Raw genomic sequence first — 24,198 nt, 5'->3', positions numbered from 1 at the left:
TCAGGGGAGGAAGCGGTAGCCCATGCCCGGCTCGGTGACGAACAGCACCGGGTGGGCGGGGTCGGCCTCGAGCTTGCGCCGGATGCTGGCGAGGTGGACCCGGAGGTAGTTGGTCTGCCGCTCGTACTGCGGCCCCCAGACGGCGGTGAGCAGCTCGCCCTGGCGCACCAGCCGGCCGCGGTGGCGGGCGAGCACCTCGACGATGCGCCACTCCGTGGGCGTGAGGTGCAGCTCGACCCCGTCGCGGGTGGCGCGCGAGTCGGTGACGTCGAGGCGCAGCCCGTCGACCTCCACGACCAGCTCCGGCTCCTCGCGGCCGACACGGCGCGAGGTCGCGCGCACCCGGGCCAGCAGCTCCTCGATCGAGAACGGCTTGGTGATGAAGTCGTCGGCGCCGAGGTCGAGCGCCTCCACCTTGTCGTCGGACTCCGAACGCGCCGAGACCACGATCACCGGGACCTGGGTGAAGGACCGCAGCCGGGTGAGCACGGAGATGCCGTCGAGGTCGGGCAGCCCGAGGTCGAGGAGCACCACGTCGGGCATCCGCTCGTCGACGATCTGCAGCGCCGAGCGGCCGTCGCCGGCGGTCTCGACGTCGTAGTCGCGCGCCCGCAGGTTGATCGACAGCGTGCGCCGCATCGCCGGGTCGTCGTCGACGACGAGCACGAAGGTCATCGGGCCTCGCTCTGGTGGGTGGGGGTGGGGAGCTCGAGGACGAAGGTCAGCCCGCCGCCGGGCGTGTCCTCGGTCGCGATGGTGCCACCCATCGCCTCGGTGAGGCCGAGGGCGACCGCGAGCCCGAGGCCGACGCCGTCCTGCTGCGGGACGTCGCCGAGGCGCTGGAACGGCGCGAACAGGCGCTGCTGGTCGTGGTCGCGGACCCCCGGCCCGGTGTCGGCGACGCGCAGCGCGACCCGGTCGCCGACGACGTCGGCGTCGACCCGGACCCGCGCGGACTCGGGGGTGTACTTCAGGGCGTTCTCGCAGATGTTGGCCAGCACCCGGTCGAGCAGTCCGGCGTCGGCCAGGGCCAGGACGTCGGGCGCGACGTCGACCTCGATGCGCTCGCCACCCACCAGCGGCGCGATGCTGGCGCGGACCGCCTCGGCGAGGTCGACCTCGGCGAGCGCCACGCTCACCGACCCGGTGCTGATCCGGCTCATGTCGAGCAGGTTCGCCACGAGCGCCGACAGCCGGTCGGTCGACTCCTCGATCGTCTCGAGCAGCTCGGCCTCGTCCTGCGGCGACCACGTCACGTCGGTGCTGCGGAGGCTGGCGACCGCCACCTTCACCGCCGCGAGCGGGTTGCGCAGGTCGTGCGAGACCGCCGCGAGCAGGGCCGTACGGGTCCGGTCGAGCTCGGCGAGCCGCAGCCGCTCGACGTCGGCGAGGGTCGCGAGCCGGCGCTCCTCCATCACCTTGGCGTAGGCGGCGTACGCGTTGAGCAGGCCGCGCTCGCTCGCCGGCAGCGTCGCGCCGGCCAGCACCAGCGTGCTCCGCTCGTCGACGGCGGCCGCCATGTCGGCGCGCTCCACCGTCGTCGGGGCGTCGCCGCAGGAGGCGACCACGACCTCCGCACCGGACTCCTCGCGGCGCAGCAGCGCCGCGCCGCGCGCGCCGAACAGCCGGCAGGCCGACGACAGCAGGCCGGCGGTGTCCTGGCTGGAGGTGAGCAGGCTGTGCGCGAGCACGGTGAGCGCGTCGGCCTCGGACCGGGCCGCGCGGGCCTGCGCCGTGCGCCGTGCGGCCAGGTCGACGACGGTGGCCACCGCGATGCCGACCGCGACGAAGATCGCGATGGTCACGACGTTCTCTGGCTCGGCGATGGTGAGCGTGTAGAGCGGTGGGGTGAAGAGGTAGTTGAGCAGCACCGCGCTGAGCAGCGCCGAGACCACCGCCGCCGCGAGGCCGCCGATGAGGGCGGTCGCGACCACGACGACCATCAGCGACATCGCCTCGATCGGCAGGCCGTGCAGGTCCTTGGTGAGGTGGAGCAGCAGGCTCAGCACGCACGGCACCACCACGCCGAAGACGATCCCGGCCACCCGCCGCCGGGTCCCGAGGCTGTCGGTGCGCGGCCGGAACGAGGAGCGCCCGACGTAGTCGTGGCTGACGATGTGGACGTCCATGTCGCCCGAGCCGATGACGACCCGCTCGCCTACGCCCGGGCGCAGCAGGGTCGAGATGCGACCGCGCCGGCTGGCGCCGATGACGACCTGCGTGGCGTTCTCGGCGCGGGCGAAGGACAAGATCGCCTCCGCGGCGTCGTCGCCGACGACGGTGTGGAAGCTGCCGCCGAGCTCCTCGGCCTTGGCGGCGAGCCGGGTGAGCTGGTCGGGGGCGATGCCGGTGAGGCCGTCCTGCCGGGTGACGTAGAGCGCCTGCCACTCCCCGCCCGAGCGGCGGGTCGCGATCCGCGCCGCGCGCCGCATCAGGGTGGACGACTCCGGCCCACCGCTGACCGGCACGACGATCCGCTCGCGGGTCGCCCAGGTCGAGTCGATCTCGTGCTGGTCGCGGTAGCGCTCGAGCCCCTCGTCGACCCGGTCGGCGAGCCAGAGCAGCGCCAGCTCGCGCAGCGCGGTGAGGTTGCCCTCGCGGAAGTAGCGCGAGAGCGCGGCGTCGATCTTCTCGGCGGTGTAGATGTTGCCGTGGGCCATCCGGCGCCGCAGCGCCTGCGGGCTCATGTCGACCAGCTCGATCTGGTCGGCCGAGCGGACCACGTGGTCCGGCACCGTCTCGCGCTGCCGGACCCCGGTGATCTGCTCGGTCACGTCGTTGAGCGACTCGAGGTGCTGGACGTTGACGGTCGTGATCACCTCGATGCCCGCGTCGAGGAGCGCCTCCACGTCCTGCCAGCGCTTCTCGTGGGCGCTGCCGGGCACGTTGGTGTGGGCGAGCTCGTCGACCAGCACGACCTCCGGCCGCCGCGCGAGGACGGCGTCGAGGTCCATCTCCTCCTGGACGGTGCCGCGGTAGGACACCTGGGCCCGGGGGACGACCTCGAGGCCCGCGAGCCCGGCCACCGTCTTCGGCCGGCCGTGCGTCTCGACGTAGCCCACGACGAGGTCGGTGCCCCGCTCGACGCGGCGGTGCGCCTCGTCGAGCATGGCGTACGTCTTGCCGACCCCGGGCGCCGCGCCGAGGTAGACGCGCAGCCGTCCACGATCCATGGGCCCAGTCTCCCCTGCGCGGCTCAGCCGGCAGCAGCCCGGACCGCGACGTTGAGCTCCAGGACGTTGACGCCGGGCTCACCGAGGAAGCCGAGGCTGCGCCCGTCGGTGTGCTGCTCGACGAGGCGCTCCACCTCCTCCAGCGACAGCCCGTTGGCCTCCGCGACCCGCGGCGCCTGGATCGCGGCGTAGGCCGGCGAGATGTGCGGGTCGACGCCCGAGCCGGACGCGGTGACCGCGTCCGCCGGGACCTCCGACTCCGCAACGCCCTCGCGGGCGGCCACCTCGGCCTTGCGGTCCTCGATGGCGGCCATCAGGTCGGGGCTGAGCGGACCGAGGTTGCTCGGCGCGGTGGCCAGGGTGTCGTAGCCGCCCGCGGACGGGCGGGACAGGAACCACTGGTCGCCCTCGAACTGCTGGCCCAGCAGCCGGGAGCCGACCACCTGGCCGTCGACGCGGACCGGGGACCCGTCGGCCCGGTCCCCGAAGGCCTGGCCGGCCGCCCACACGGCGGTCGGGTAGCCGACGCCGAGCAGGACGGTCATCACGAGCAGGAGGCGCAGCCCGGCGAGGGACTGGCGGGCGAGGTCGGTGAACATGTCAGCACGCTTTCTTGGATCCGGCCGGGGTCCGGGTCAGGAGCCGAGGCCGGGGATGGTCGAGACGATCAGGTCGATGAGCTTGATGCCGACGAAGGGCACGACGATGCCGCCCAGGCCGAAGACCAGGAGGTTGCGGCGCAGCACCGCCGACGCCGACGCGGCGCGGAACCGGACGCCGCGCAGGGCGAGCGGGATCAGCGCGACGATCACCAGGGCGTTGAAGATGACGGCCGAGAGGATCGCCGACTGCGGCGTGGCCAGGCCCATCACGTTGAGCCGGTCGAGCGAGGGGTAGGCCGCGACGAACATCGCCGGGATGATCGCGAAGTACTTCGCCACGTCGTTGGCGATCGAGAACGTCGTCAGCGCACCGCGGGTGATGAGCAGCTGCTTGCCGATCTCGACGATGTCGATGAGCTTGGTCGGGTCGGAGTCGAGGTCGACCATGTTGCCGGCCTCCTTGGCGGCCGCCGTGCCGCTGTTCATCGCGACGCCCACGTCGGCCGCGGCCAGGGCGGGGGCGTCGTTGGTGCCGTCGCCGGTCATCGCGACCAGCCGCCCGCCCTCCTGCTCGCGGTGGATGTAGGCCATCTTGTCCTCGGGGGTGGCCTCGGCCAGGAAGTCGTCGACCCCCGCCTCCGCGGCGATCGCCTGCGCGGTGAGGGCGTTGTCGCCGGTGATCATGACCGTGCGGATGCCCATCGAGCGCAGCTCGGCGAACCGCTCGGCCATGCCCTCCTTGACGACGTCCTTCAGGTGGATCACGCCGAGCACCTGGCCCGCGCCGGTGGCGTCCTTGCGGCCGATCACCAGCGGCGTGCCGCCGCTGCGGGAGATGGAGTCGACGATCTGGTGGACCTCGTCGGGCTGCTCGATGCCGAGCCAGGCGGCGATCGCGGACCCAGCGCCCTTGCGGACCTGGGTGCCGTCGGCGAGGTCGACGCCGGACATCCGGGTCTGGGCGGTGAACTCGACGAACTCCGCGCCGGCCGGCAGCGCGCTGTCGTCGGCGCCCTGCGCCAGGGCCAGGTCGACGACCGAGCGGCCCTCCGGGGTCTGGTCGGCGAGCGACGACAGCCGCGCGGTGTCGCGCAGCTCGCCGCGGTCGACGCCCGGGGCGGGCACGAACCGGCTGGCCTGGCGGTTGCCGTAGGTGATGGTGCCGGTCTTGTCGAGCAGCAGGGTGCTGACGTCGCCGGCGGCCTCGACCGCACGACCCGACATGGCGAGCACGTTGACCCGCACCAGCCGGTCCATGCCGGCGATGCCGATCGCCGAGAGCAGGGCGCCGATGGTGGTGGGGATCAGGCAGACCAGCAGCGCGACCAGGACGACGACGTCCTGCGGCGCACCGGCGTACGTCGCCATCGGCGCGAGCGTCGCGACGGCGGCGAGGAAGACCAGGGTGAGGCTCGAGAGCAGGATCGACAGTGCGATCTCGTTGGGCGTCTTGCGGCGCGACGTGCCCTCGACGAGCGCGATCATCTTGTCGAGGAAGGTCTCGCCCGCGGCGGCGGTGATCCGCACGACGATGCGGTCCGACAGGACCCGCGTGCCGCCGGTGACGGCGCTGCGGTCGCCGCCGGCCTCGCGGATCACCGGTGCGGACTCGCCGGTGATGGCCGACTCGTCGACCGAGGCGATGCCCTCGACGATGTCGCCGTCGCCTGGGACGACGTCGCCGGCCTCGACGACCACCAGGTCGCCGACCGCGAGCCGGGTCGCGGGGACCTCGCTCTCGGAGCCGTCGGCGGCCAGCAGCCGGGCGACGGTGTCGGTGCGGGTGGCGCGCAGCGACGCCGCCTGGGCCTTGCCGCGGCCCTCGGCGACGGCCTCGGCGAGGTTGCCGAAGACCACCGTCAGCCACAGCCACACGGCGATGGAGATGGTGAAGAACCCGGGGTCGCGGACGGCCGCGACGGTGGTCACGACCGAGCCGACCAGGACGAGGAACATCACCGGCGAGCGCCACATGTGGCGCGGGTCGAGCTTGCGGATCGCCTCGGGCAGCTGCCGGGCGCCCTGCGCGAGCAGCCCGCCGAGGGTCATGCCGGTGGCCGGTCGCGCGGTGCGCGTGGCCTCGGGCTCGTGGCCGGTGCCGGTGGGTGGGGTGAGGGTGGCGGTCATACCAATGCCTCCGCGATCGGTCCGAGGGCGAGCGCCGGGAAGTAGGTGAGGCCGGTCATGATGAGGATGACGCCGACCAGCATCCCGACGAAGAGGGGCTTGTGGGTGGGGAGCGTGCCGGCGGTCACCGGCACCGTGCCCTGCTCGGCGAGCGAGCCGGCGAGCAGCAGGACCAGGACGATCGGCAGCAGCCGGCCGACGAGCATCGCCAGGCCGAGCATGATCTGGAAGAAGTCCGAGGTCACGGTGATGCCGCCGAAGGCGCTGCCGTTGTTGTTGGCGGCCGAGGTGAAGGCGTAGAGCACCTCGGAGAAGCCGTGGCCGCCGGCGTTGCCCATCGCGTCGGCGGTCGAGCTGCGCGAGATCGCGATGCCGGTGCCGACCAGGACGAGCGCGGGCGTGGTCAGGGTGTAGAGCGCGACGTAGGTCATCTGCTTCGCGCTGATCTTCTTGCCGAGCAGCTCGGGCGTGCGACCGACCATCAGGCCCGCCACGAACACCGCGAGGACGGCCATCACGAGGATGCCGTAGATGCCGGCGCCCACGCCGCCGGGCACGATCTCGCCCAGCATCATGTTGACCATCACCGTCCCGCCGCCGGTGGCGGTGAGGGAGTCGTGCGAGGCGTTCACCGCGCCCGTCGAGGTGCCGGTGGTGGCGACCGCGAACAGCGCGGACGCCCACTCCCCGAAGCGGGTCTCCTTGCCCTCCATCGCGGCGCCCGCGGCCTGGGCGGTCGGCGAGTGCGCGCCGACCTCGGCCCAGGTCGTGACGACCAGCGAGACGGTCCACAGGATGCCCATCACGCCGAGCACGGCCAGGCCCTGGCGGCGGTTGCCGAGCATCGTGCCGAGGGTGCGGGTGAGCGCCACCGGGAGCACCAGGATCAGGTAGATCTCGAGGAAGTTGGTCCAGCCCGTCGGGTTCTCGAACGGGTGCGCGGAGTTGGCGTTGAAGAAGCCACCGCCGTTGTTGCCGAGCTCCTTGATCGCCTCCTGGCTGGCCACCGGGCCGCCGGTCAGCACCTGCGAGTGCCCGGCGAGCGTCGACATCGTGGAGTCGGTGAAGCTCTGCACGACACCGCCGGCGACCAGCAGCACGGCAGCGACGAAGGCGAGCGGCAGCAGGATCCGGACGGTGCCGCGGGTCAGGTCGACCCAGAAGTTGCCGAGCGAGCCGCTGCGCGAGCGCGCGAAGCCGCGGACCAGCGCCACCGCCACCGCGATGCCGACGGCGGCGGACAGGAAGTTCTGCACCGCCAGCCCGGCCATCTGGGCGGTGAACCCGAGGGTGGACTCGCCCGCGTAGGACTGCCAGTTGGTGTTGGTGACGAAGGAGATCGCGGTGTTGAACGACATCCAGAACGGCACGCCCGGCAGGTCGCGGTCCATCGGCAGCGCCGCCTGGCCGAGCTGGATCGCCATCAGCACCACGATGCTGACCAGGCTGAAGCCGACCACGCCGGTGGCGTAGGACCGGGCGCCCTGCTCGGCGTCGGGGTTCACGCCGCTGAGGCGGTAGACCGCCCGCTCGACGCGCAGGTGCCGGGTGCTGGTGAAGACCCGCGCCATGTAGTCGCCGAGGGGGACGTACGCCGCCGCGAGCAGCGCGACGAGGAGGGCGATCGTCAGCAGACCGCCGAGGGTGTCAGACACTAGAAACGCTCCGGGAAGATCAGGGCTGCCAGGACGTAGAGCGCGGCGAGCACCACCGCGACCACCAGCAGACTGGATTCGATGCTCATGGGCCCAGCGTCATCCCGTCGCAGGCCCGCACCGCCCGTCTTGACGCGATCTTTGCGGCCGTTGACGGCCACTTGTCGCCGGTGTGGCGCGCGCCGCACGGGCGGTGCCAAGGACCCGACAAACCCCTGTCAGGACGCCGTCAGGCGGCCCCGCGGCAGGCCGGTCCGTGGTCAGGATCGGTGCCATGACGACCCTCGAGCCCGACCCCCGCCCCGCCGACCGGACCACCGACCGCCCCACCGACGCCCCCACCGAGCTCGCCGAGCTGCTCGAGCTCACCTCGGACGCCTGGCGCGACGCGCTGGACGCCGTGGTGTTCCACGACTGCGAGGTGGCCCGCCGGGTGCTGGCCGGAGCCCGCGAGCGGCGGGTCGCCGCCGTCCGGGCCCGTGCCCGCGCCCAGGCGCAGCTGTCCGAGGCGCGCATCGTGCTGACCGCCCGCCGGCTGGTGCGCTCGGTCAACACCCTCCAGCTCGTCGCCGACGTGGAGCGGCTCGAGCAGCTGATCGTCGCGACCGCCCGGCGGGTGCTGTCCGGTCGCGCCCACCTCGCCCAGGACCTGCGCCCGGAGGTCGCCACCCTCGGCCGCGCCGGCGCCCAGCGGCTGCACGACCTGGCCCTCGGCCGCCGTCCCGGCCTGCTCGAGGCCGACTACCTCGCCTGCGGCCGCGAGCTCGACGAGGTCTCCCAGTGCCTGGCCCGTCACGCACGGGCCCACCGACGTCCCGACGAGGCGGTCGGCCTGTGCGCCGCGCTGACCTCGGGCGTCCTCGAGGCCTCACGCCACGCATCGCGCGCGGCGTGAGGCCTCGCCCCGACCCCGGGTGGCCGCCTCACGCGTCGACGAGGGCGGCCACCTGGTCGGCGAGGAGGACCGCGACGCGGCACTGCTCGCGGGTGGGGTGGGCGATGCGGGTCGCGCAGGCGACCTCGAAGTGGCCGACGACCCGCGCCGCACGGCGTACCTCCACCGCGACGAGCTCGTCCACCGGCAGGCCGGTGCGCCCGACGTCGCGCTGGTGACCGTTCTGCGTGAGCACGCCGTCGTGGTCGAGCACCGCGAGCCGCCGGTCGTGGACCGCGCCGGGGACGTAGCGGCACCGGTCGGCGCCCAGCACGTCGGCGATCGCGGCGGCGACCACGTCGACCACCTCGTCGGGGCCGGTCTCCCCGCGGCTCACCGTCGCGGCGGCGGAGAGCACGCCGTCGAGGTAGCCGGAGCGGCGCGCGGACTCCGCCTGCTGGCGCCGGCCCCAGATCGCGAGCTCGGTGACCGACAGCCCGATCAGCACGAGCAGCACCGCGACCTGCACGTCGCCGGGGTCGTGGATCGCGAGCCGGAGGAAGGGCTCGGTCAGGAAGACGTCGAACCACGCGCCGCTCGACAGGGCGGCGACGAAGCCGGCCAGCCGGTCACCCGTCGCGGCGACCGCGACGACGCACAGCACCAGCACCAGCGCGGCGACCGCGGGCGGGACGCTGTCGCGGAAGCCGGCGAGCACGCCGCAGACGGCGAGCGGGGACAGGACGGCGGCGGCCCGCACGGAGGAGGGCGTACGCCACCACGGGACGGGAGGACGAGAAGTGACCATCTCGCCAGTGCACCACCGCCGCACCGCCCCCGGCGGAGCCTTGACGCGTTGCTGACGCGACCCTGTCGCGGCGCCGACGCGCGTCAGGGACGGGCGTGCTCGATCGCCTCCTCCTCCTCGGGCGAGAGCTGCTGCTCGCACGACCAGGAGGAGATCGACTTGGCGTAGGTGCGGGCCTCGCTGCGCCCGTGGATCGAGGTCAGCACGACGCCGTGACCGGCGTCGTCGAGCAGCGCGAGGCTCCAGCTGAGGTGGCCGCCGACGTCCCCGAAGGCGTCGTAGCGCACGACCGAGAGGTGCCGCAGCGCGTCGGCGCTCTCCGCCTTGAGCGCGGCGACCTCCTGGCGCAGCCCGTGCACGTCCTCGGGCAGGGCGTCGACGCCGTCGCCGGTGGGTCGGGCGGACGTACGGCGCAGGGCGAGGCCGGCGAGGACGCAGGCGACGGCGGCGAGGAGGACGGCGACGGCGGACAGCACCCCCGAACCCTATGTTCGGGGTGCGGTCACGGCCCGGTGGACACGGCCGGAGGTGACAGACTCGCCGGCGTGACTCGACGCATCGCCTACCAGGGGGAGCCGGGCGCCAACTCCCACCTCGTGTGCCAGCAGGCCTACCCGGACTGGGAGCCGCTGCCCTGCGCGTCGTTCGAGGACGCCTTCGCGGCCGTGGAGAACGGCGACGCCGACCTGGCGATGATCCCGATCGACAACTCGATCGCCGGCCGGGTCGCCGACATCCACCACTTCCTCCCCACGTCGTCGCTGCACATCGTCGGCGAGCGGTTCCTGCGCATCCAGTTCTCGCTGATGGCGCTGCCCGAGGCGTCGGTCGACTCGCTGCGCACCGTGCACAGCCACGTCCACGCGCTCGGCCAGTGCCGCGGGGTGATCCGCGAGCTCGGCCTGACGCCGGTCGTCGCCGGCGACACCGCGGGCGCGGCGCGGGAGGTGGCCGAGTCGGGCGACCCGACCCAGGCCGCGATCGCGCCGCCGCTGGCCGCGTCGATCTACGGCCTGCAGGTGCTGCGCGAGGAGATCGAGGACGAGGACCACAACACCACGCGGTTCGTGGTGCTCTCGCGCGACTTCGAGCAGGCCACGGCCGGCGAGGGACCGGTGGTCACGACGTTCATCTTCAACGTCCGCAACCTCCCCGCCGCCCTCTACAAGGCGCTCGGCGGCTTCGCGACCAACGGCGTCAACATGACCAAGCTCGAGTCCTACATGGTCGGCGGCCACTTCACCGCCACCCAGTTCCTCGCCGAGGTCGACGGCCACCCCGACGACCCGGGCGTGCGCAACGCGCTGGAGGAGCTGGCGTTCTTCACCACCGAGGTCAAGGTGCTGGGCGTCTACCCCGCAGACGCGTTCCGCGACGCGTAGGACACACTCGAGCGGTGATCGATCTCCTCGTCGTGGCCCTCGCCTTCGGAGCCATCTTCGTCGTCGAGCTGCCCGACAAGACCTTCATCGCCACCCTCGTCATGTCGACGAAGATGCGCCCGCTCCTCGTCTGGATCGGCGTCGGGCTCGCGTTCCTCGTCCAGACCGGCGTCGCGGTCGGTCTCGGCAAGGCCGCGTCGTTCCTGCCCGAGCAGCTGATCCACACGGTCGCCGCGCTGATGTTCGTCGTCGGCGCGATCATCCTGTTCCGCGAGGCGCGCTCGGCCGACGCCGACGAGGCCGGGCAGGAGGAGGAGTACGCCGCCCGCGCCGACGCCACCGCCCACGGCCTCAAGGTCGTCGTCACCTCCTTCCTCGTCCTCTTCGCCGCCGAGTGGGGCGATCTCTCGCAGCTGCTGACCATCTCCCTGGTCGCGAAGTACGACGACCCCGTCTCGGTCTTCCTCGGCGCCTGGGGCGCGCTGCTCGCGGTGTCCGGCCTCGCGGTGATCGTCGGGCGGCTGCTGCTGCAGCGGGTCCGGCTGTCGGTGCTCCACTACGTGGGTGCGACGGTCTGCGTGCTCATGGCAGGGTTGACGGTGTGGGAGATGACGCGCTGACGGAGGCGGTCCGCCGCCGCTACGTCGAGGTCAACGGGGACCACCCGATGACCCCGGCCGACGACGACTACGTGCGCGAGCACTTCGTCCCCGCCACCGCCGAGGCGATGGAGCACATGCTCGCCGGGCGGCTGCCGCTGGCGTCGTACGTCCTGTCCGACGGCACCCCGATGGTCCCCGCCGACCACGGCGACCTGGCCGGGTTCGCCGGCGGGCTCGACCGGCTGCACGCCTGGTTCGTCGCGTTCTGGGGAGACGACGCCGCCACCGGCGAGGCCGAGTGGGGCCACTACCTGTCCGGGCGCTACACCTGCCTCAAGGAGGTCTCGCCCGTCCGGATCCGGCAGAAGACCGAGCGGGTCGCGGAGGCCGAGGCCGCGGTCGCGCGGCTGCGCGGCGACCGGAGCGACCCGCTGGGGCGCGGCATGCTCGGCGAGGCCGTCGACGGGGTGCTGGGGGTGCCGGGGCTCGACTGGCTCCTGCTGCCGATGACGGCGTACGACCGCTTGCGCTTCGGCGGGCCCACGGTCCGCGAGCGCTGGGTCGACGCGCCTCGCGAGGCGTTCCTGACCCCGGTCGCGCCGGAGTGGCCGCTGCGCACCGAGCGGCTGCTGCTGCGCCCCCACGAGCCCGGCGACGCCGACGCCTTCGCCGACGCGTGGGCCTCCGAGGAGTGGACCAGCCTGCTGCTCACCCGCCCGCAGAACCGCGCCGAGGTGGCCGAGATGATCCGCCGGCGGACCGCCGCCGCCGATCCCGCGTTCGTCAGCGTCGTCGTCACGCTCCACGACGGCACCGTCGTCGGCGACTCCCTGCTGCACCTGCAGGGCACCGGGCTCAGCGAGGGCGAGATCGGCTGGACGGTGCTGCCCGAGCACACCGGCCACGGCTACGGCACCGAGGCCGCCCGCGAGCTCCTGCGACTCGGGTTCGAGCACCACGGGCTGCGGCGCATCGTCGCGAACCTCGACGCGCGCAACGTCCGCTCGGCCGCGATGTGCGAGCGCCTCGGCATGCGCCGCGAGGTGCACCGGCTCGGCGACTTCTGGTCCAAGGGCGAGTGGACCGACTCCTACGAGTACGCGCTGCTGCGCGAGGAGTGGCGGGCGCAGGCCTGACGCCCGCCGCACGTGCGGCGGATGTGGCCCTCGCCCGGGGCGTACCCGGGCAGCACACGTGTCCGGGTTGTCGCCCTCGCGTCGCCAGACCCGTACACGTGTCCGGGTTGTCGCCCTCGCAGCGCCGATCGACGGGCAACTTCTCGGACACGTGTACGCCGGGGGGCGGGGGCTGTGGAGGACGACCGACACGCCGCCGCGGAATCCTCGACGCTGTCGGCATGGACTTCGACCCGACGCGACCGTTCCTCCGTGCCGAGGCCCTCGCACACGGGCTGACCGACAAGGTGCTCCGCGGGCCGGGCTACCGGCAGCTCTTCCGCGGAGTCCTTGTCGCGTCGTCCACCCCCGCGACGCCGCTCCAGCGCGTGTGCGGCGCGCTCCTGCTCCAGCACGAGCTGGCCTGGGCGAGCCACGCGTCGGCCGGGCGGGTGAAGGAAGCACCGATCCCGACGATCGCTGACGAGCACGTGAGCGTCGCCCACCAGAAGATGCGGCGCCACCACCGTGGTCTGCGGTGCCACGTCGGCGATCCCACCGGCGTGGTCGTCGAGAGGGGCGTGCGCGTGTCCGGCGACGTCGAGATGTTCATCGAGCTCGGCGGCCAGCTGGGGCTGGTCGACCTCGTGGTCGTGGGCGACTGGCTCGTGCGCCGCCGCGGCGCCTCGCCAGCCCAGCTCGTCCGCGCGTGCGAGCTCAGTCGTCACAAGGACGCGCGCAAGGCCCTGGCCGCCGCGAGCTACGTACGCCGGGACGTCGACTCCCCCATGGAGACCCGCCTGCGGATGCTCCTCGTCCTCGCGGGACTGCCCGAGCCGCGGGTCAACCTCACGATCCGCGACGAGGAGGGTGGCGTGGTCAGGCGGTACGACCTCTGCTACCCCGACTGCCGGGTCGCCGTCGAGTACAACGGCAAGGTGCACGTCGAGGTCCTCGCCACCTGGGAGGACGACCTCGAGCGTCGTGCCGACATCGACGAGGACGAGTGGCGACTCGTGGTCGTGGTGAGCTCGGGGATCTACCGGGACCCGCTCCGCACGCTGCGGCGCATCCACCGGGTGCTCCTGGCGCGCCACCACCCGGGCGTCGGGCCGCGGCTGCTGGACGACTGGCGACCGCACTTCCCCGGCCACGCGGACGCCGCCTGAGGGCGTTCGCCGACACGTGTCCGCGATGTCGCCCTCGAGCCCCGAACGACGGGGCAACTTCTGGCACACGTGTCCGGGCCCGGCACCGATAGAGTCCGGCCATGGTCACCACTCCCCACGGCGCTGACAGCGAGGTCGGCCGCCTGGCCACCGTGATGCTCCACCGCCCCGGCAACGAGCTCAAGCGCCTCACGCCGCGCAACAACGATCGCCTGCTCTTCGACGGCATCCCGTGGGTCAGCCGCGCCCAGGAGGAGCACGACGCCTTCGCCGAGACGCTGCGCAACCGCGGCGTCGAGGTGCTCTACCTGACCGAGCTGCTCACCGAGACCCTCGAGAGCGAGCTGGCCCGCAACCACGCGATCACCAGCGCGCTGTCCGGGCTGCACCTCGGCGACACGATGCGCCGCTACCTCGCGACCGCCCTGCGCGAGCTGGCCCCGGCCGAGCTCACCGGCGTGCTGACCGCGGGCATCCGCAACGACGAGGTCAAGGGCGGCCACGGGCTGGTGACCAGCCTGCTCGACCCCCACGACTTCCTCATCGACCCGCTCCCCAACCTGCTCTTCACCCGCGACTCCAGCGTGTGGGTGCGCGACCGGGTCGCCGTCACCAGCCTCGCGATGCCCGCGCGCAAGCGCGAGACCCAGCTGACCGAGCTGATCTACACCGAGCACCCGCGCTTCGCCGGCACCCGCAAGATCCACGGCTGGCACAACGAGCACGTCGAGGGCGGCGACGTGCTGCTGCTCGCGCCCGGCGTGATCGCGGTCGGCGTCGGGGAGCGTACGACCCCGGCGGGCGTCGAGCGGCTGGCGCGCCAGGTCTTCCACTCGGGCCTCGCCCACACCGTGCTGGCGGTGCCGATCGCGCAGGAGCGCGCGACGATGCACCTCGACACGGTCTGCACGATGGTCGACGTCGACAAGGTCGTGATGTACCCCAACGTCGCCGACACCCTCCGCGCGGTGACCGTGACGCTGGCCGACGCGGGCTCCGACGAGTCGGACCTGACGCTCCAGGTCAGCGAGTCCGAGCCGTTCCTGGTCGCGGCCGCCAAGGCGATGCAGATCGACACGCTGCACCAGATCGACACCGGTCTCGACCCGGTCACCGCCGAGCGCGAGCAGTGGGACGACGGCAACAACACCCTGGCGCTCGCGCCGCGGGTGGCCGTGGCCTACGAGCGCAACGACGAGACCAACGACCGGCTCGAGGACGCCGGCATCGAGGTGGTCCGGATCGCCGGCTCCGAGCTCGGCTCCGGCCGCGGCGGCCCGCGCTGCATGAGCTGCCCGATCTCGCGCGAGCCGCTCACCGTCGACTGAGGAGCGTTCTCCACAGGTCGGTGCACACCTGTTGACCGAAGGCCGTCACCCGGGGTCGGCCGGGTCGTTGAGCAGGCATGACCGACTCCATCCTGGACTCCCTGGACCCGGCCGACCGCCAGCGCGTCCTGGCGGCGGGGACCGCGCTCACCCTCCCGCAGGGGTGGTCGCCGATCGCCGAGAGCACCCCTGCGGACAAGGCGTACCTGATCACCGAGGGCGAGGTGTCCGTGCGCCGCGGCGGCGTGGAGGTCGCCACGCTGGGGCCCGGCGCGGTGGTCGGCGAGGCCGCCATCGTCAACCGCACGCTGCGCTCGGCCAGCGTCGTCGCCCTCACCCGGCTGCGGGTCGTGCACTTCACCAGCGAGCGGCTGTCCGCGCTCGCCGACGAGGTGCCGGCCTTCGGCGAGGCGCTGCGGGCGGCCGCCGCGGGGCGTACGGGCCGGGGATGAGGCCGTGACCGAGCGGGCCGTGGCCGACGCGATGGAGGCCTTCCTCCTCGGCCAGGAGCCGACCCTGACCCGCGTCGAGGTCGCCGAGCGGGCCGGCGTGCCGCTCGACCTCGCGGTCACGCTGTGGCACCAGCTCGGGTTCCCGCACCGCGGCGACGACGACGTCGCCTTCGTCGAGAGCGACGTCGAGGCGCTGCGGCTGAGCGCCGACCTGGTCCGGCTGGGCATCCTGCCGCCGGAGTCGCAGGCCGCACTGGTGCGAACGTGGGGCCGCAGCTACGCGCGGCTCGCGGAGTGGCAGACCACCCTCCTCGCCGGCCTCGCGCTCGACGCCCCCGACGGTGGACGCGACCCGGCCGGGCAGCTCACCACGCTGACCGCCGACGTGCTGCCCCGGGTCGAGGCGCTGCAGACCTACGTGTGGCGCCGCCACCTCGCCAGCGCCGCCCAGCACCTGCTCGGCGACCCCGACGGGCTCGACCGCGGCGAGGCCGTGCTGTCGGTCTGCTTCGTCGACATCGTCGGCTACACCACCCGCAGCCGCGCGCTCGACGGGGCCGAGCTGGTCGCGTGGGTCGACGGGTTCGAGCAGGACACCACCACGCTCGTCGTCGACCACGGCGGCCAGGTCATCAAGACCATCGGCGACGAGGTGCTCTTCACCGCCCCCGAGCCGGCGGCTGCGCTCGCGGTCGCGCTGGCGCTCACCGCACGCGGCGACGACCCCGACGACCCGTTCCCGGCGGTGCGCGCGGGACTCGCGCACGGTGCCGTCGTACGCCGCCTCGGCGACGTCTTCGGCTCGACCGTCAACGCGGCCGCGCGGCTGACCTCGGCCGCCCGCCCGGGGTCCGTGCTCGTCGACGCCGGGGTCCACGACGCGCTCGGGGACGACGGGACGTGGCGGTTCCGCCGGGCGCGCCGGGTCCAGGCGAAGGGCTTCTCGCACCTCGAGGCGTGGCGCGCGCGGGCGAGCACCGACGACTGACCGGCCGTACGCTCCCGGCATGGAACCCGTGCTGCGCGTGATCTCGGGCGAGGACTGGGCGGCGTTCAGGAGCCTGCGCCTGCGCGCCCTCGCCGACTCGCCGACGGCCTTCGGCGCCACCCTGGCCGAGGCCGAGGCGCAGCCGGAGTCCGTGTGGCGCGAGCGGGCAGGCGGCCCCGGCCCGCTGCTGATGGCGTTCGACGGCGACGACCCGGTCGCGATGGGCGGCCTGTTCGTCCCGGAGGGGGCCGGCGAGGCGTTCGTCTGGGGCATGTGGACCGCCCCCGAGGCGCGCGGTCGCGGACTCGGCGCCCGGCTCCTGCGCGAGCTCCTCGACCACGCCCGCCGGCTCGGTCGCACGGTCTCGCTGCACGTCACCGAGGGCAACGACGGCGCGCGCCGGCTCTACGAGGCCCACGGCTTCACCGGCACCGGCGAGCGCGAGCCGCTGCGCGAGGGGTCGGACCTGCGCATCGAGCGGCTGGAGCGGCCCGCGGGCGACTGACCCGGGGCACGGCTTCCTCAGCGTGGACGCGGCGGTGCGCCAGCGTCGTACAGGTGTCCGAGATCTTGCCCTCGAGCTGGTGGACGAAGGGCGACATGTCGGACACGTGTGCCCGGACCGGCTGCACGCGACCTCGAGGTCCGCTCATCAGCGATCAGCGTTCGGATCCGCTGAGAGCAGCGCCGTCACGCGGAGCTCGCGGACGGTGTCCGCGACGTGGCCGCTTCCCGCGTCAGGTCCGTCATGTCGTCATCCTGCCGACCGCTGCGCGGCGACGCACCCGACTATCGACGGACATGGAAAGCCCGGCCGTTGTTGACGGGGGAAACAACAACGACCGGGCAATGACCAATCTACTCGCACCGCGAGGGCGGGCACAACATTCGAGCAGGTTGTGTTCGCGCGGTGGAGAACGTGGGCCAGTCCTTACCGGATCGTCACCTGACGGTTGGCGAGTCCGGCCCGTGCGGAGCGCTCGGCGGCCGTCAGCTCGCCGCCCTCGAGCGCCTCGGCGAGGTCGGCCGCGAAGCGCGCAGCCGGCTCCTCGAGGACGTCGGCACCGGTGCCGACGGGGAGGTCCCACACGGGGGCGAGCAGGCCGTGGGCGCGGAACATGCCGACGAAGCGGGAGCCGTCGGCGACCGAGTCCTGGCCGGCGGCGTGCAGCCGGGCGAGGGCGTCGAGCAGCCGGTCCTCGTCGTGCGGCATCACCCAGCGCAGGTGCTCCTTGGTGCCCACGTTGGTCCAGTACGCCGCCTCGACCGACGACAGGCGCGAGGTCGGCATGACGCCGCTGTTGGCCTGCTCGAGGGCCGCCTCCATGCTCGCGTCGCGCTCGGGGATGTCGTCGATCCAGTACTCGAAGCCGTCGTGGACGGTGATGTCGAGCGAGTCGCCGGTGATGAGGTCCTGGATGCTCGGACCGTCGCCGGGGGCGTTGACCAGCCCGACGATGCCGGGCTCGTCGGTGGCCAGCGCCAGCTCGAGGACGGCGCCGAGGTCGCGCGCCGGGTTGCCGTAGGCGTGCTGGACCTGCAGGCCGAGCCACACGTCGCCGGACTCGCGGACCATCGCGGGCGCGGCGCCGGGCAGGAGCGTGGCCAGCCGGACGGTGCGCGAGCCCTCCTTCAGCGTGAGCGGGGCGGTGGCCGCCGGCACCAGCTCGCGCAGCGCGATCACGTCGCACTCGCTCGGCATCCCCTCGAACGGACGCGCCACGAACGTGGGCGCGGCGCCGCCGGCTGCGCCGTGGCAGGCCTTGTAGCGCTTGCCGGAGCCGCAGGGGCAGGGCTGACGGGGGCCGACCTCGCCGGGAGCGGTGGCTGCGGGCTGGGTGCGGTTGCGGGACTTCTTGGCCATGGCGCGAGCCTAGTTGGCGCCCCGCACGGGCGCGGAGCCGCTAGGCGCCGAGCAGGTCGAGCATGTAGGCCGGCCGGTCGGAGATCACCGCGGTCACCCCGAGGTCGAGGCAGACCTGCAGGTCCTCGGCGGTGTTGACCGTCCAGACGTGGATCTCGCGGCCCGCCTTCACCAGGTGGCGCCCGAGACCCGGGTGGTCGCGCAGCTCCTCGACGCCCGGCCCGATGATCCAGTCGTCGCCGACCACCGGCCGCAGCACCGGCCAGTGGTGGGCCTTGTCCACCAGCATCACCACGTCGAGGTCGGGGGCGAGCTTCTTCACGCGGTTCATCGCGTTGAGCGAGAAGCTCATCACCCGGGCCGGCGACCCGGCGCGGTCCCAGCCGAAGTCGCCGAGCGTGTCGACCAGGCGCCGCTCGACCAGTCCGCCGTAGCGGGTGGGGTGCTTGGTCTCGATCGCCATCTCGACGTGCCGGTCGTAGTCGGCCACGGTCTCGAGCAGCCTGCGCAGCGTCAGCACGCGCCCGCGCTCGGGGTCGGTGGTGGGCGACTCGTCGTCGAGCTCGGCCCACGGGTTTTTCCACGACGCGAAGTCGAGCTCGTCGAGCTCGGCCAGGTTCATCGTCGAGACCAGCCCCGGCGTCGACGCCGTACGCCGCAGGTCGCGGTCGTGGACGCAGACGAGGTGGCCGTCGGCCGTGAGCCGGACGTCGCACTCGAGCGCCTCCGCGCCCTCGTCGAGCGCCTTCACGTAGGCCGCCAGCGTGTGCTCGGGCGTGTCATGGCTGCTGCCGCGGTGGGCGACCACCTGCGGACGGTCGCGGGGCGGGCGGGCGCGGCGGATGCGCGGTGCACGACGCATGCGACGAGCATCGCACGCCCGGAGGGGTGGACGGTGCGGGACGCCCCGACGCGCGGCGGTCGGTGGTCTGGACCTCTGCGACGGCGCCGGTGAACGGATCCTCAACGTTCGTCGAAGGAAGTCCCAAGACGCTGCAGCGCGACGACGCGCCCGCGAGAGTCGGGGATGCACTGATCGACTCGACGCGTGGGGGACGCGGCCGGCCGCACCGAGGAGCACCCCCGTGACCGACCTGACCACCCCCACCCGACGCACCGTCGTGCGCTCGGCCGCCTGGACCGTGCCCGCGGTCGCGGCGAGCACCGCCGCCCCGGCCTTCGCCGCCTCGCCGTGCGGGACGTCGTACGCCTGGCGCGTCGACTGGGGCGCCACCGGGACCTCCTACACCCGCGGCAGCACCGTCAGCGGCGTCCAGACCGGGTCCGCGGTCGTGACCGGCCCCACGGGCACCGCGCCGATGACGGTGACCTTCAGGAGCGTGATGACCGGGACCATGCAGCGCGACGCCGACAACCTGCGGCTCTCCACCGACCTCACCCAGACCGCCGCGGTCGCCAACGTCGGCGCCACGGGCGGCCCCGGCCTCAACATCTCCCACGCCGCGGCGATCCCGTCGGGCAGCGCCAACGCGCAGGAGCTGTCGATCTCGTTCGACCGCGCGGTCACCGGCCTGGCGTTCACGATCACCGACATCGACATCAGCAACGGCGACTGGAGCGACCGGGTCGAGCTCACCGGCACGCGCACCGGCACCGCGACCGGGGTGACCGGTTCGGGGACCGGCGCCGACCCGTGGCGCGCGACGAACGCCGGCAACGCGGGCAACGGCGCCAACACCCGCAACCTCGACGTCGTCTACACCGCGGCGATCGCCGCCAACACCCCGATCGTGCTGCGGTTCTGGAACGCCTCCGGCAACAGCAACCAGCGCATCTTCCTCAGCGACATGACCTTCACCGCGCTGGGCTGCTGACCGGGCTCAGCGGGCCTGGTCCCGCCAGTCGGACGGGACCCGGCCCGCCGGGCCGGGCACCGGCTGGTCGGCGGGGTGCGCCTGCGGGTCGGCGAGGCGTGGACCCTCGAGGCCGACCTCGCGGGCGAAGTCCCAGAACCAGTCCTCGCCGGGCTCGAAGCTCTGCATGACGGGGTGGCCGGTCGCGCGGAAGTGGGCGGTGGCGTGCTGGCCGGGGCTGCTGTCGCAGCACCCGACGTGGCCGCACTGCGCGCAGCGGCGCAGGTGCACCCACCAGCCGCCCGCCTCCTCGCACTCCACGCAGCCGGTGCCGGACGGGGGGACGGAGGGGTCGATGCCCTCGGGGGCAGCGGTGCTCATGGCACCAGACTGCCCCCTCGGCGACTCACTGACCAGAGGCACGACCGGCGAGGAAGCCGGGCAGCCAGTGCTCCTCCCACGCCGGGATCTCCTGGCGCTGCTGGGCCGTACGCTGCGGCGCGGCCGCCGCGGTGCGGTAGCGGCCGTCCTCGCGCCGGAGGTAGTGGTAGTTCACCAGCTCGCGGCGCAGGTAGGCGAAGTCCTCGTGCACGCCGAGCAGCACCTCGTTGACCTCCTTCTCGGAGTACGTGCGACCCGGCTCGAACCGCGCCAGCACCTCCAGCAGCACCGCGGCGCGCACCTTGCGCCTCGCCGGGACCCGCTCGATGCGCCCGTCGGCGAAGAGCCGGCCGACCAGCCGCTCCTGCTCCGCGCGGGCGGCGGCGTACGCCTGTGCGCGCGGGTCCGGCGTCGCGAGCACCGCCGCGCGCGCGGCCGTGTAGGTCTCCCCGGTCCGCGCCATCCGGGCGCGCACGACCTGCTTGACGTCGCTGTCCTTCGTCATCCTTTGATCACCTCGGCTGCACCGCGCCCCCAGTGCGCCACCGCAGCGGGCGTCGCGTGAACAACTCGTCTCGGACCGCCCGAGGATCTGCTCCCCTTCGCCACCTCGCGCGGACTGGGGCCGTCGCGTCGGCTGGGCGCTGGACGTCGCCCTCGGACCTGAGTCTCCCAGAGACTCACGTCGGAGGCGAGCCGAATTCACCGCGCGTGCCTTGACCCGGACCACCCGGATCGGGTCGGGTGGACGGCAGCGGCGAGACCATCGGGGGTCTCGCCACGACGTACGGAGCAACGCATGCGCAACCACGCCATCCGGGCCGCCCTGGCCCTGACCGGGTCCCTCGTCGCCGTCACCGGCCTCGCCGGACCCTCGTTCGCGGTCACCAAGCTGACCGACTCGCAGGCGGCCAGCCAGCTGTCCGCGGCGGGCATCTCCCGCTCGTCCAGCGGCGGCTGCACCAACCGCAACGTCGGCACGTGCACGTCCTACGAGCAGATCAACCAGGCGACCGTCGACGGGATCAAGACCTTCAAGTCGATCAGCGGCTGCGCGATCACGATCACCGGCGGCACGGAGACCGGGCACGCCTCGGGCACCTACAGCCACTGGAACGGCTACAAGGTCGACGTCAGCCCCACGACCTGCGTGAGCAGCTACATCACCAGCCACTACTCCTACTCCGGCACCCGCGGCGACGGCGCCGCGCTCTACACCGCGCCGTCCGGCAACGTGTACGCCCGCGAGAGCAACCACTGGGACATCACCTACTACTCCTGCGGCTGCTGATCGGCGGAACGCGGCTGACACGGCGACGGGGTGGCCCCACACTGGTGCCATGCCGTCGTCGAGCCAGTGGATCGCCTTTCTCGTCGCGTCGATCCTCTTCATCCAGGTGCCGGGTCCGAGCCTGCTGTTCACCATCGGTCGCGCCCTGACGGTCGGGCGGCGCGAGGCGCTGCTGTCGGTCGTCGGCAACGCGCTCGGCCTCGTGGTGCAGGTCGCCCTGGTCGCGGTGGGCCTCGGCGCGGTCGTGGCGGCCAGCGCGACGGCGTACACCGTGGTCAAGGTGCTCGGCGCCGGCTACGTCGTGTGGCTCGGGGTGCAGGCCATCCGGCACCGCGCCGACGCGCGGGTGGCGATGCTGACGGCGACCCCGGTCCGCCGGGGCCACCCGGTGCGGATCGGCTTCACCGTCGGCGCGACCAACCCCAAGACGATCGTCTTCTTCGTGGCCTTCCTGCCGCAGTTCACCGACCCGGGCGGCGCGGTCGCGGCGCAGACGATGATGCTCGGGCTGGTCTTCGGCGTGATGGCCGCCGCGTCGGACAGCCTCTGGGCGCTGGCCGCGGGCGCGGCCCGCACCTGGTTCGCCCGCAGGCCCACCCGGCTCGACGCGCTGAGCGCGACCGGCGGCACGATGATGATCGGTCTCGGCGCCACGATGCTGACGGTGGACTGAGCCGTGCGCCGCGTCCTCGCGACCCTCGTCGGCGCCCTGCTGGCCGTCCCGGCGGTCGCCCACGCGGAGCCGACGCCCCTGCCCGTCGGGACCGACGTCGACTACCAGCTCGGCGGCCCGGCCTACGTGCCCGACAACGTCGGCATCGTGGTGCGCGACCGCACGGAGACGCCCGCCCCGGGCGCCTACAACATCTGCTACGTCAACGGCTTCCAGACCCAGCCCGGCGCGCGGCGCTCGTGGCTCGCGCGCCGCGACCTGCTCCTGCAGGGCGCGGACGGCCGCCTCGTCGAGGACGAGGCCTGGGGCGAGTGGCTGCTCGACATCCGCACGCCCGCGAAGCGGCAGCGGCTGGCCAGGATCGTGGGCCGCTGGACCGCGGGCTGCGCGCGCGACGGCTTCGACGCCGTGGAGTACGACAACCTCGACTCCTTCACCCGCAGCGGCGGGCTGCTGCGGGCCCGGCAGGCGACGGCCTACGCCCGGCTGCTCGTCGCCGGGGCGCACGACGCGGGCCTGGCCGCCGGGCAGAAGAACCGCGCCGGCTGGGACGGCACGCGGGTCGGCTTCGACTTCGCGGTGGCCGAGGAGTGCGGGCGCTACGACGAGTGCGGCGCCTACACCGACGTCTACGGCGACCAGGTGCTGGCCGTGGAGTACCGCGTCCGCGACTTCGACCGCACCTGCGCCGACGTCGGCGACCGGCTCGCGGTGGTGCTGCGCGACCGCGACCTCACGCCGGACGGCGTACGCCGCTGGTGCTGACGTACGCCGTCCGGGTGTCGATGTCGGTGCCGGTGGCGGCGCCGCGAGGTGCGGGTCAGTGCGTGCCGACGGCCTCGTCGGAGCGCGACGCCTTCTTGCGCTTGTTGGCGATCAGGCTGGTGGTGACGGTGATCGCGAGGATGCCGACGATCACGAACAGCGACATCAGGGTCGGCACGTCGGGGACCGACGGCCACACCAGGTGGGCCCAGTGCAGGACCAGCTTGAAGCCGATGAAGCCCAGGATCGCGGCGAGGCCGTAGGACAGGTGCTCCAGCGCGCCCAGCGCACCCTCGAGCACGAAGTAGAGCGCGCGGAGGCCGAGCAGCGCGAAGGCGTTGGTCACGAAGACGAGGTACGGGTCACCGGTGATGCCGTAGACCGCGGGGACCGAGTCGACCGCGAAGACCACGTCGGTGGCGAACACGGCGATCGTGACCAGGGCGAACGGGGTGAGCGCGCGGGCGCCGTTCTTCACGACGGTGAGCTTGGCGCCCTCGTAGTCGTCGGTGACGGGCATCAGGCGGCGGACCACCTTGACCACGCGCATCTCGGAGACCTCGACCTCGTGCTCCTGGCCCTTGATCGCGTCACGCAGCAGCTTGACGCCGGTGGCGAGCAGGATCAGGCCGAAGATGAGGAACACCCAGTCGAAGCGGGACAGCGCGGCAGCGCCGAGCGCGATGAAGATGCCGCGCAGCACCAGCGCGCCGACGATGCCGTAGAGCAGCACCCGCTGCTTGAGCACCTCCGGGACCGCGAAGGCCGCGAGCAGCAGCATGAAGACGAAGAGGTTGTCGACGCTCAGCGTCTTCTCGACGAGGTAGCCCGTGTAGTACTCCAGCCCGCGGTCACCGCCGTGGGCGGACCAGACGTAGAGGCCGAAGGCCAGGGGCAGCGCGACGTAGAACGCGGACCAGCCGATGGCCTCCTTCATCGACACCTCGTGCGGCTTGCGCGTGGCGATGAAGTCGACGACCAGCAGGGCCAGCACCACACCGATGGTGATGAACCACAGGGTGGGTGAAGCGATGGACGACATGGGTCTCCTCAGGATTGTGTCCTGAGGTCTCCCCCACCGCTCCGAGAGGCGGCCTCCGCCGGGGCGCCCGCGGGGGCGCCGTACTGACCGACG

Annotated in this window: 26 protein-coding genes; 13 read left to right on the top strand and 13 right to left on the bottom strand. The window is 73.2% G+C overall.

Annotation, left to right across the window (positions count from 1 at the left end):
* From LN652_RS13685 to LN652_RS13660, 6 genes are all read right to left on the bottom strand, one after another.
* Complete coding sequence (locus LN652_RS13685) at positions 1-675, bottom strand: response regulator (RefSeq protein ID WP_230441175.1); 675 nt, start codon at positions 673-675, stop codon at positions 1-3.
* A complete protein-coding gene (locus LN652_RS13680; protein ID WP_230441174.1) occupies positions 672-3,173 on the bottom strand; it encodes a sensor histidine kinase in 2,502 nt (833 codons plus the stop codon). The genes LN652_RS13685 and LN652_RS13680 overlap by 4 nt, the downstream gene beginning before the upstream one ends.
* 23 nt (positions 3,174-3,196) lie before the next feature.
* Positions 3,197-3,772 carry a potassium-transporting ATPase subunit KdpC gene (gene kdpC / locus LN652_RS13675; protein ID WP_230441173.1) on the bottom strand — a complete coding sequence of 192 codons (576 nt, stop codon included), beginning with the start codon at positions 3,770-3,772 and terminating at the stop codon, positions 3,197-3,199.
* A gap of 36 nt (positions 3,773-3,808) precedes the next feature.
* Positions 3,809-5,731: a potassium-transporting ATPase subunit KdpB gene (kdpB, locus tag LN652_RS13670; protein ID WP_230444746.1), complete on the bottom strand. Its 1,923-nt coding sequence runs from the start codon at positions 5,729-5,731 to the stop codon at positions 3,809-3,811.
* Positions 5,732-5,898: 167 nt separating this feature from the next.
* On the bottom strand, positions 5,899-7,557 hold the full coding sequence (gene kdpA / locus LN652_RS13665; protein ID WP_230441172.1) for a potassium-transporting ATPase subunit KdpA: 1,659 nt from the start codon (positions 7,555-7,557) through the stop codon (positions 5,899-5,901).
* Positions 7,557-7,646, bottom strand: a complete 90-nt coding sequence (locus LN652_RS13660) for a potassium-transporting ATPase subunit F (protein WP_211734286.1) — start codon at positions 7,644-7,646, stop codon at positions 7,557-7,559. Before LN652_RS13660 ends, kdpA begins: the two co-directional genes overlap by 1 nt.
* A gap of 185 nt (positions 7,647-7,831) precedes the next feature.
* Between LN652_RS13660 and LN652_RS13655 the strand changes: the two genes are divergently transcribed.
* Complete coding sequence (locus LN652_RS13655) at positions 7,832-8,452, top strand: hypothetical protein (RefSeq protein ID WP_230441171.1); 621 nt, start codon at positions 7,832-7,834, stop codon at positions 8,450-8,452.
* A gap of 28 nt (positions 8,453-8,480) precedes the next feature.
* On the opposite strand, the gene LN652_RS13650 is transcribed toward LN652_RS13655, so the two are convergent.
* Together LN652_RS13650 and LN652_RS13645 are read right to left on the bottom strand one after the other, a co-directional pair.
* The gene (locus LN652_RS13650; protein ID WP_230441170.1) at positions 8,481-9,239 is read right to left on the bottom strand and encodes a DUF4118 domain-containing protein; all 759 of its coding nucleotides are present in this window, start codon (positions 9,237-9,239) and stop codon (positions 8,481-8,483) included.
* An 83-nt stretch (positions 9,240-9,322) separates the two neighbouring features.
* Positions 9,323-9,715, bottom strand: a complete 393-nt coding sequence (locus tag LN652_RS13645; RefSeq protein ID WP_230441169.1) for a DUF4446 family protein — start codon at positions 9,713-9,715, stop codon at positions 9,323-9,325.
* A 69-nt stretch (positions 9,716-9,784) separates the two neighbouring features.
* On the opposite strand from LN652_RS13645, the gene LN652_RS13640 reads away from it, so the two are divergent.
* The 8 genes from LN652_RS13640 to LN652_RS13605 all read left to right on the top strand — a co-directional run bounded on the left by LN652_RS13640 (position 9,785) and on the right by LN652_RS13605 (position 16,780).
* Positions 9,785-10,621, top strand: coding sequence for a prephenate dehydratase (locus LN652_RS13640; protein ID WP_230441168.1), 837 nt, complete (start codon positions 9,785-9,787; stop codon positions 10,619-10,621).
* Positions 10,622-10,635: 14 nt separating this feature from the next.
* Positions 10,636-11,241 carry a TMEM165/GDT1 family protein gene (locus tag LN652_RS13635; RefSeq protein ID WP_230441167.1) on the top strand — a complete coding sequence of 202 codons (606 nt, stop codon included), beginning with the start codon at positions 10,636-10,638 and terminating at the stop codon, positions 11,239-11,241.
* On the top strand, positions 11,223-12,359 hold the full coding sequence (locus LN652_RS13630; protein ID WP_230441166.1) for a GNAT family N-acetyltransferase: 1,137 nt from the start codon (positions 11,223-11,225) through the stop codon (positions 12,357-12,359). Before LN652_RS13635 ends, LN652_RS13630 begins: the two co-directional genes overlap by 19 nt.
* 221 nt (positions 12,360-12,580) lie before the next feature.
* Positions 12,581-13,507, top strand: a complete 927-nt coding sequence (locus tag LN652_RS13625) for a hypothetical protein (RefSeq protein ID WP_230441165.1) — start codon at positions 12,581-12,583, stop codon at positions 13,505-13,507.
* 101 nt (positions 13,508-13,608) lie between these two features.
* Positions 13,609-14,835, top strand: a complete 1,227-nt coding sequence (locus tag LN652_RS13620) for an arginine deiminase (protein ID WP_230441164.1) — start codon at positions 13,609-13,611, stop codon at positions 14,833-14,835.
* Positions 14,836-14,912: 77 nt separating this feature from the next.
* The gene (locus LN652_RS13615) at positions 14,913-15,287 is read left to right on the top strand and encodes a cyclic nucleotide-binding domain-containing protein (protein WP_230441163.1); all 375 of its coding nucleotides are present in this window, start codon (positions 14,913-14,915) and stop codon (positions 15,285-15,287) included.
* 4 nt (positions 15,288-15,291) lie between these two features.
* A complete protein-coding gene (locus LN652_RS13610; protein WP_230441162.1) occupies positions 15,292-16,275 on the top strand; it encodes an adenylate/guanylate cyclase domain-containing protein in 984 nt (327 codons plus the stop codon).
* 19 nt (positions 16,276-16,294) lie between these two features.
* Positions 16,295-16,780 (top strand): GNAT family N-acetyltransferase, encoded by a 486-nt coding sequence (locus tag LN652_RS13605; protein WP_230441161.1) that lies wholly within the window; start codon positions 16,295-16,297, stop codon positions 16,778-16,780.
* 426 nt (positions 16,781-17,206) lie between these two features.
* Here LN652_RS13605 and LN652_RS13600 read toward each other — a convergent pair whose 3' ends face one another.
* A complete protein-coding gene (locus LN652_RS13600) occupies positions 17,207-18,139 on the bottom strand; it encodes a DUF5926 family protein (RefSeq protein WP_230441160.1) in 933 nt (310 codons plus the stop codon).
* 40 nt (positions 18,140-18,179) lie between these two features.
* Complete coding sequence (locus LN652_RS13595) at positions 18,180-19,001, bottom strand: glycerophosphodiester phosphodiesterase family protein (protein ID WP_230441159.1); 822 nt, start codon at positions 18,999-19,001, stop codon at positions 18,180-18,182.
* 223 nt (positions 19,002-19,224) lie between these two features.
* On the opposite strand from LN652_RS13595, the gene LN652_RS13590 reads away from it, so the two are divergent.
* Entirely contained in the window at positions 19,225-19,974 is a 750-nt protein-coding gene (locus LN652_RS13590; protein ID WP_230441158.1) for a hypothetical protein, read from the top strand.
* Between the two features lie 6 nt (positions 19,975-19,980).
* On the opposite strand, the gene LN652_RS13585 is transcribed toward LN652_RS13590, so the two are convergent.
* Entirely contained in the window at positions 19,981-20,334 is a 354-nt protein-coding gene (locus tag LN652_RS13585; protein WP_230441157.1) for a UBP-type zinc finger domain-containing protein, read from the bottom strand.
* 25 nt (positions 20,335-20,359) lie between these two features.
* Positions 20,360-20,839: a DUF2087 domain-containing protein gene (locus LN652_RS13580; RefSeq protein ID WP_230441156.1), complete on the bottom strand. Its 480-nt coding sequence runs from the start codon at positions 20,837-20,839 to the stop codon at positions 20,360-20,362.
* A gap of 294 nt (positions 20,840-21,133) precedes the next feature.
* Here LN652_RS13580 and LN652_RS13575 point away from each other — a divergent pair, with 294 nt between their 5' ends.
* The 3 genes from LN652_RS13575 to LN652_RS13565 are packed head-to-tail and all read left to right on the top strand — an operon-like array spanning position 21,134 to position 23,063.
* Positions 21,134-21,625, top strand: a complete 492-nt coding sequence (locus LN652_RS13575) for a hypothetical protein (protein ID WP_230441155.1) — start codon at positions 21,134-21,136, stop codon at positions 21,623-21,625.
* Positions 21,626-21,674: 49 nt separating this feature from the next.
* The gene (locus LN652_RS13570; RefSeq protein WP_230441154.1) at positions 21,675-22,298 is read left to right on the top strand and encodes a LysE family translocator; all 624 of its coding nucleotides are present in this window, start codon (positions 21,675-21,677) and stop codon (positions 22,296-22,298) included.
* A 3-nt stretch (positions 22,299-22,301) separates the two neighbouring features.
* Positions 22,302-23,063, top strand: coding sequence for an endo alpha-1,4 polygalactosaminidase (locus tag LN652_RS13565; protein WP_230441153.1), 762 nt, complete (start codon positions 22,302-22,304; stop codon positions 23,061-23,063).
* A gap of 55 nt (positions 23,064-23,118) precedes the next feature.
* On the opposite strand, the gene LN652_RS13560 is transcribed toward LN652_RS13565, so the two are convergent.
* The gene (locus LN652_RS13560) at positions 23,119-24,105 is read right to left on the bottom strand and encodes a TerC family protein (RefSeq protein WP_230441152.1); all 987 of its coding nucleotides are present in this window, start codon (positions 24,103-24,105) and stop codon (positions 23,119-23,121) included.
* Positions 24,106-24,198: the final 93 nt, after the last annotated feature.

Origin of the sequence: Nocardioides okcheonensis (assembly GCF_020991065.1) — a bacterium.
In the GTDB taxonomy this organism is placed as follows: Bacteria; Actinomycetota; Actinomycetes; order Propionibacteriales; family Nocardioidaceae; genus Nocardioides; species Nocardioides okcheonensis.
This window is presented reverse-complemented; position numbering and strand designations above follow the sequence as displayed.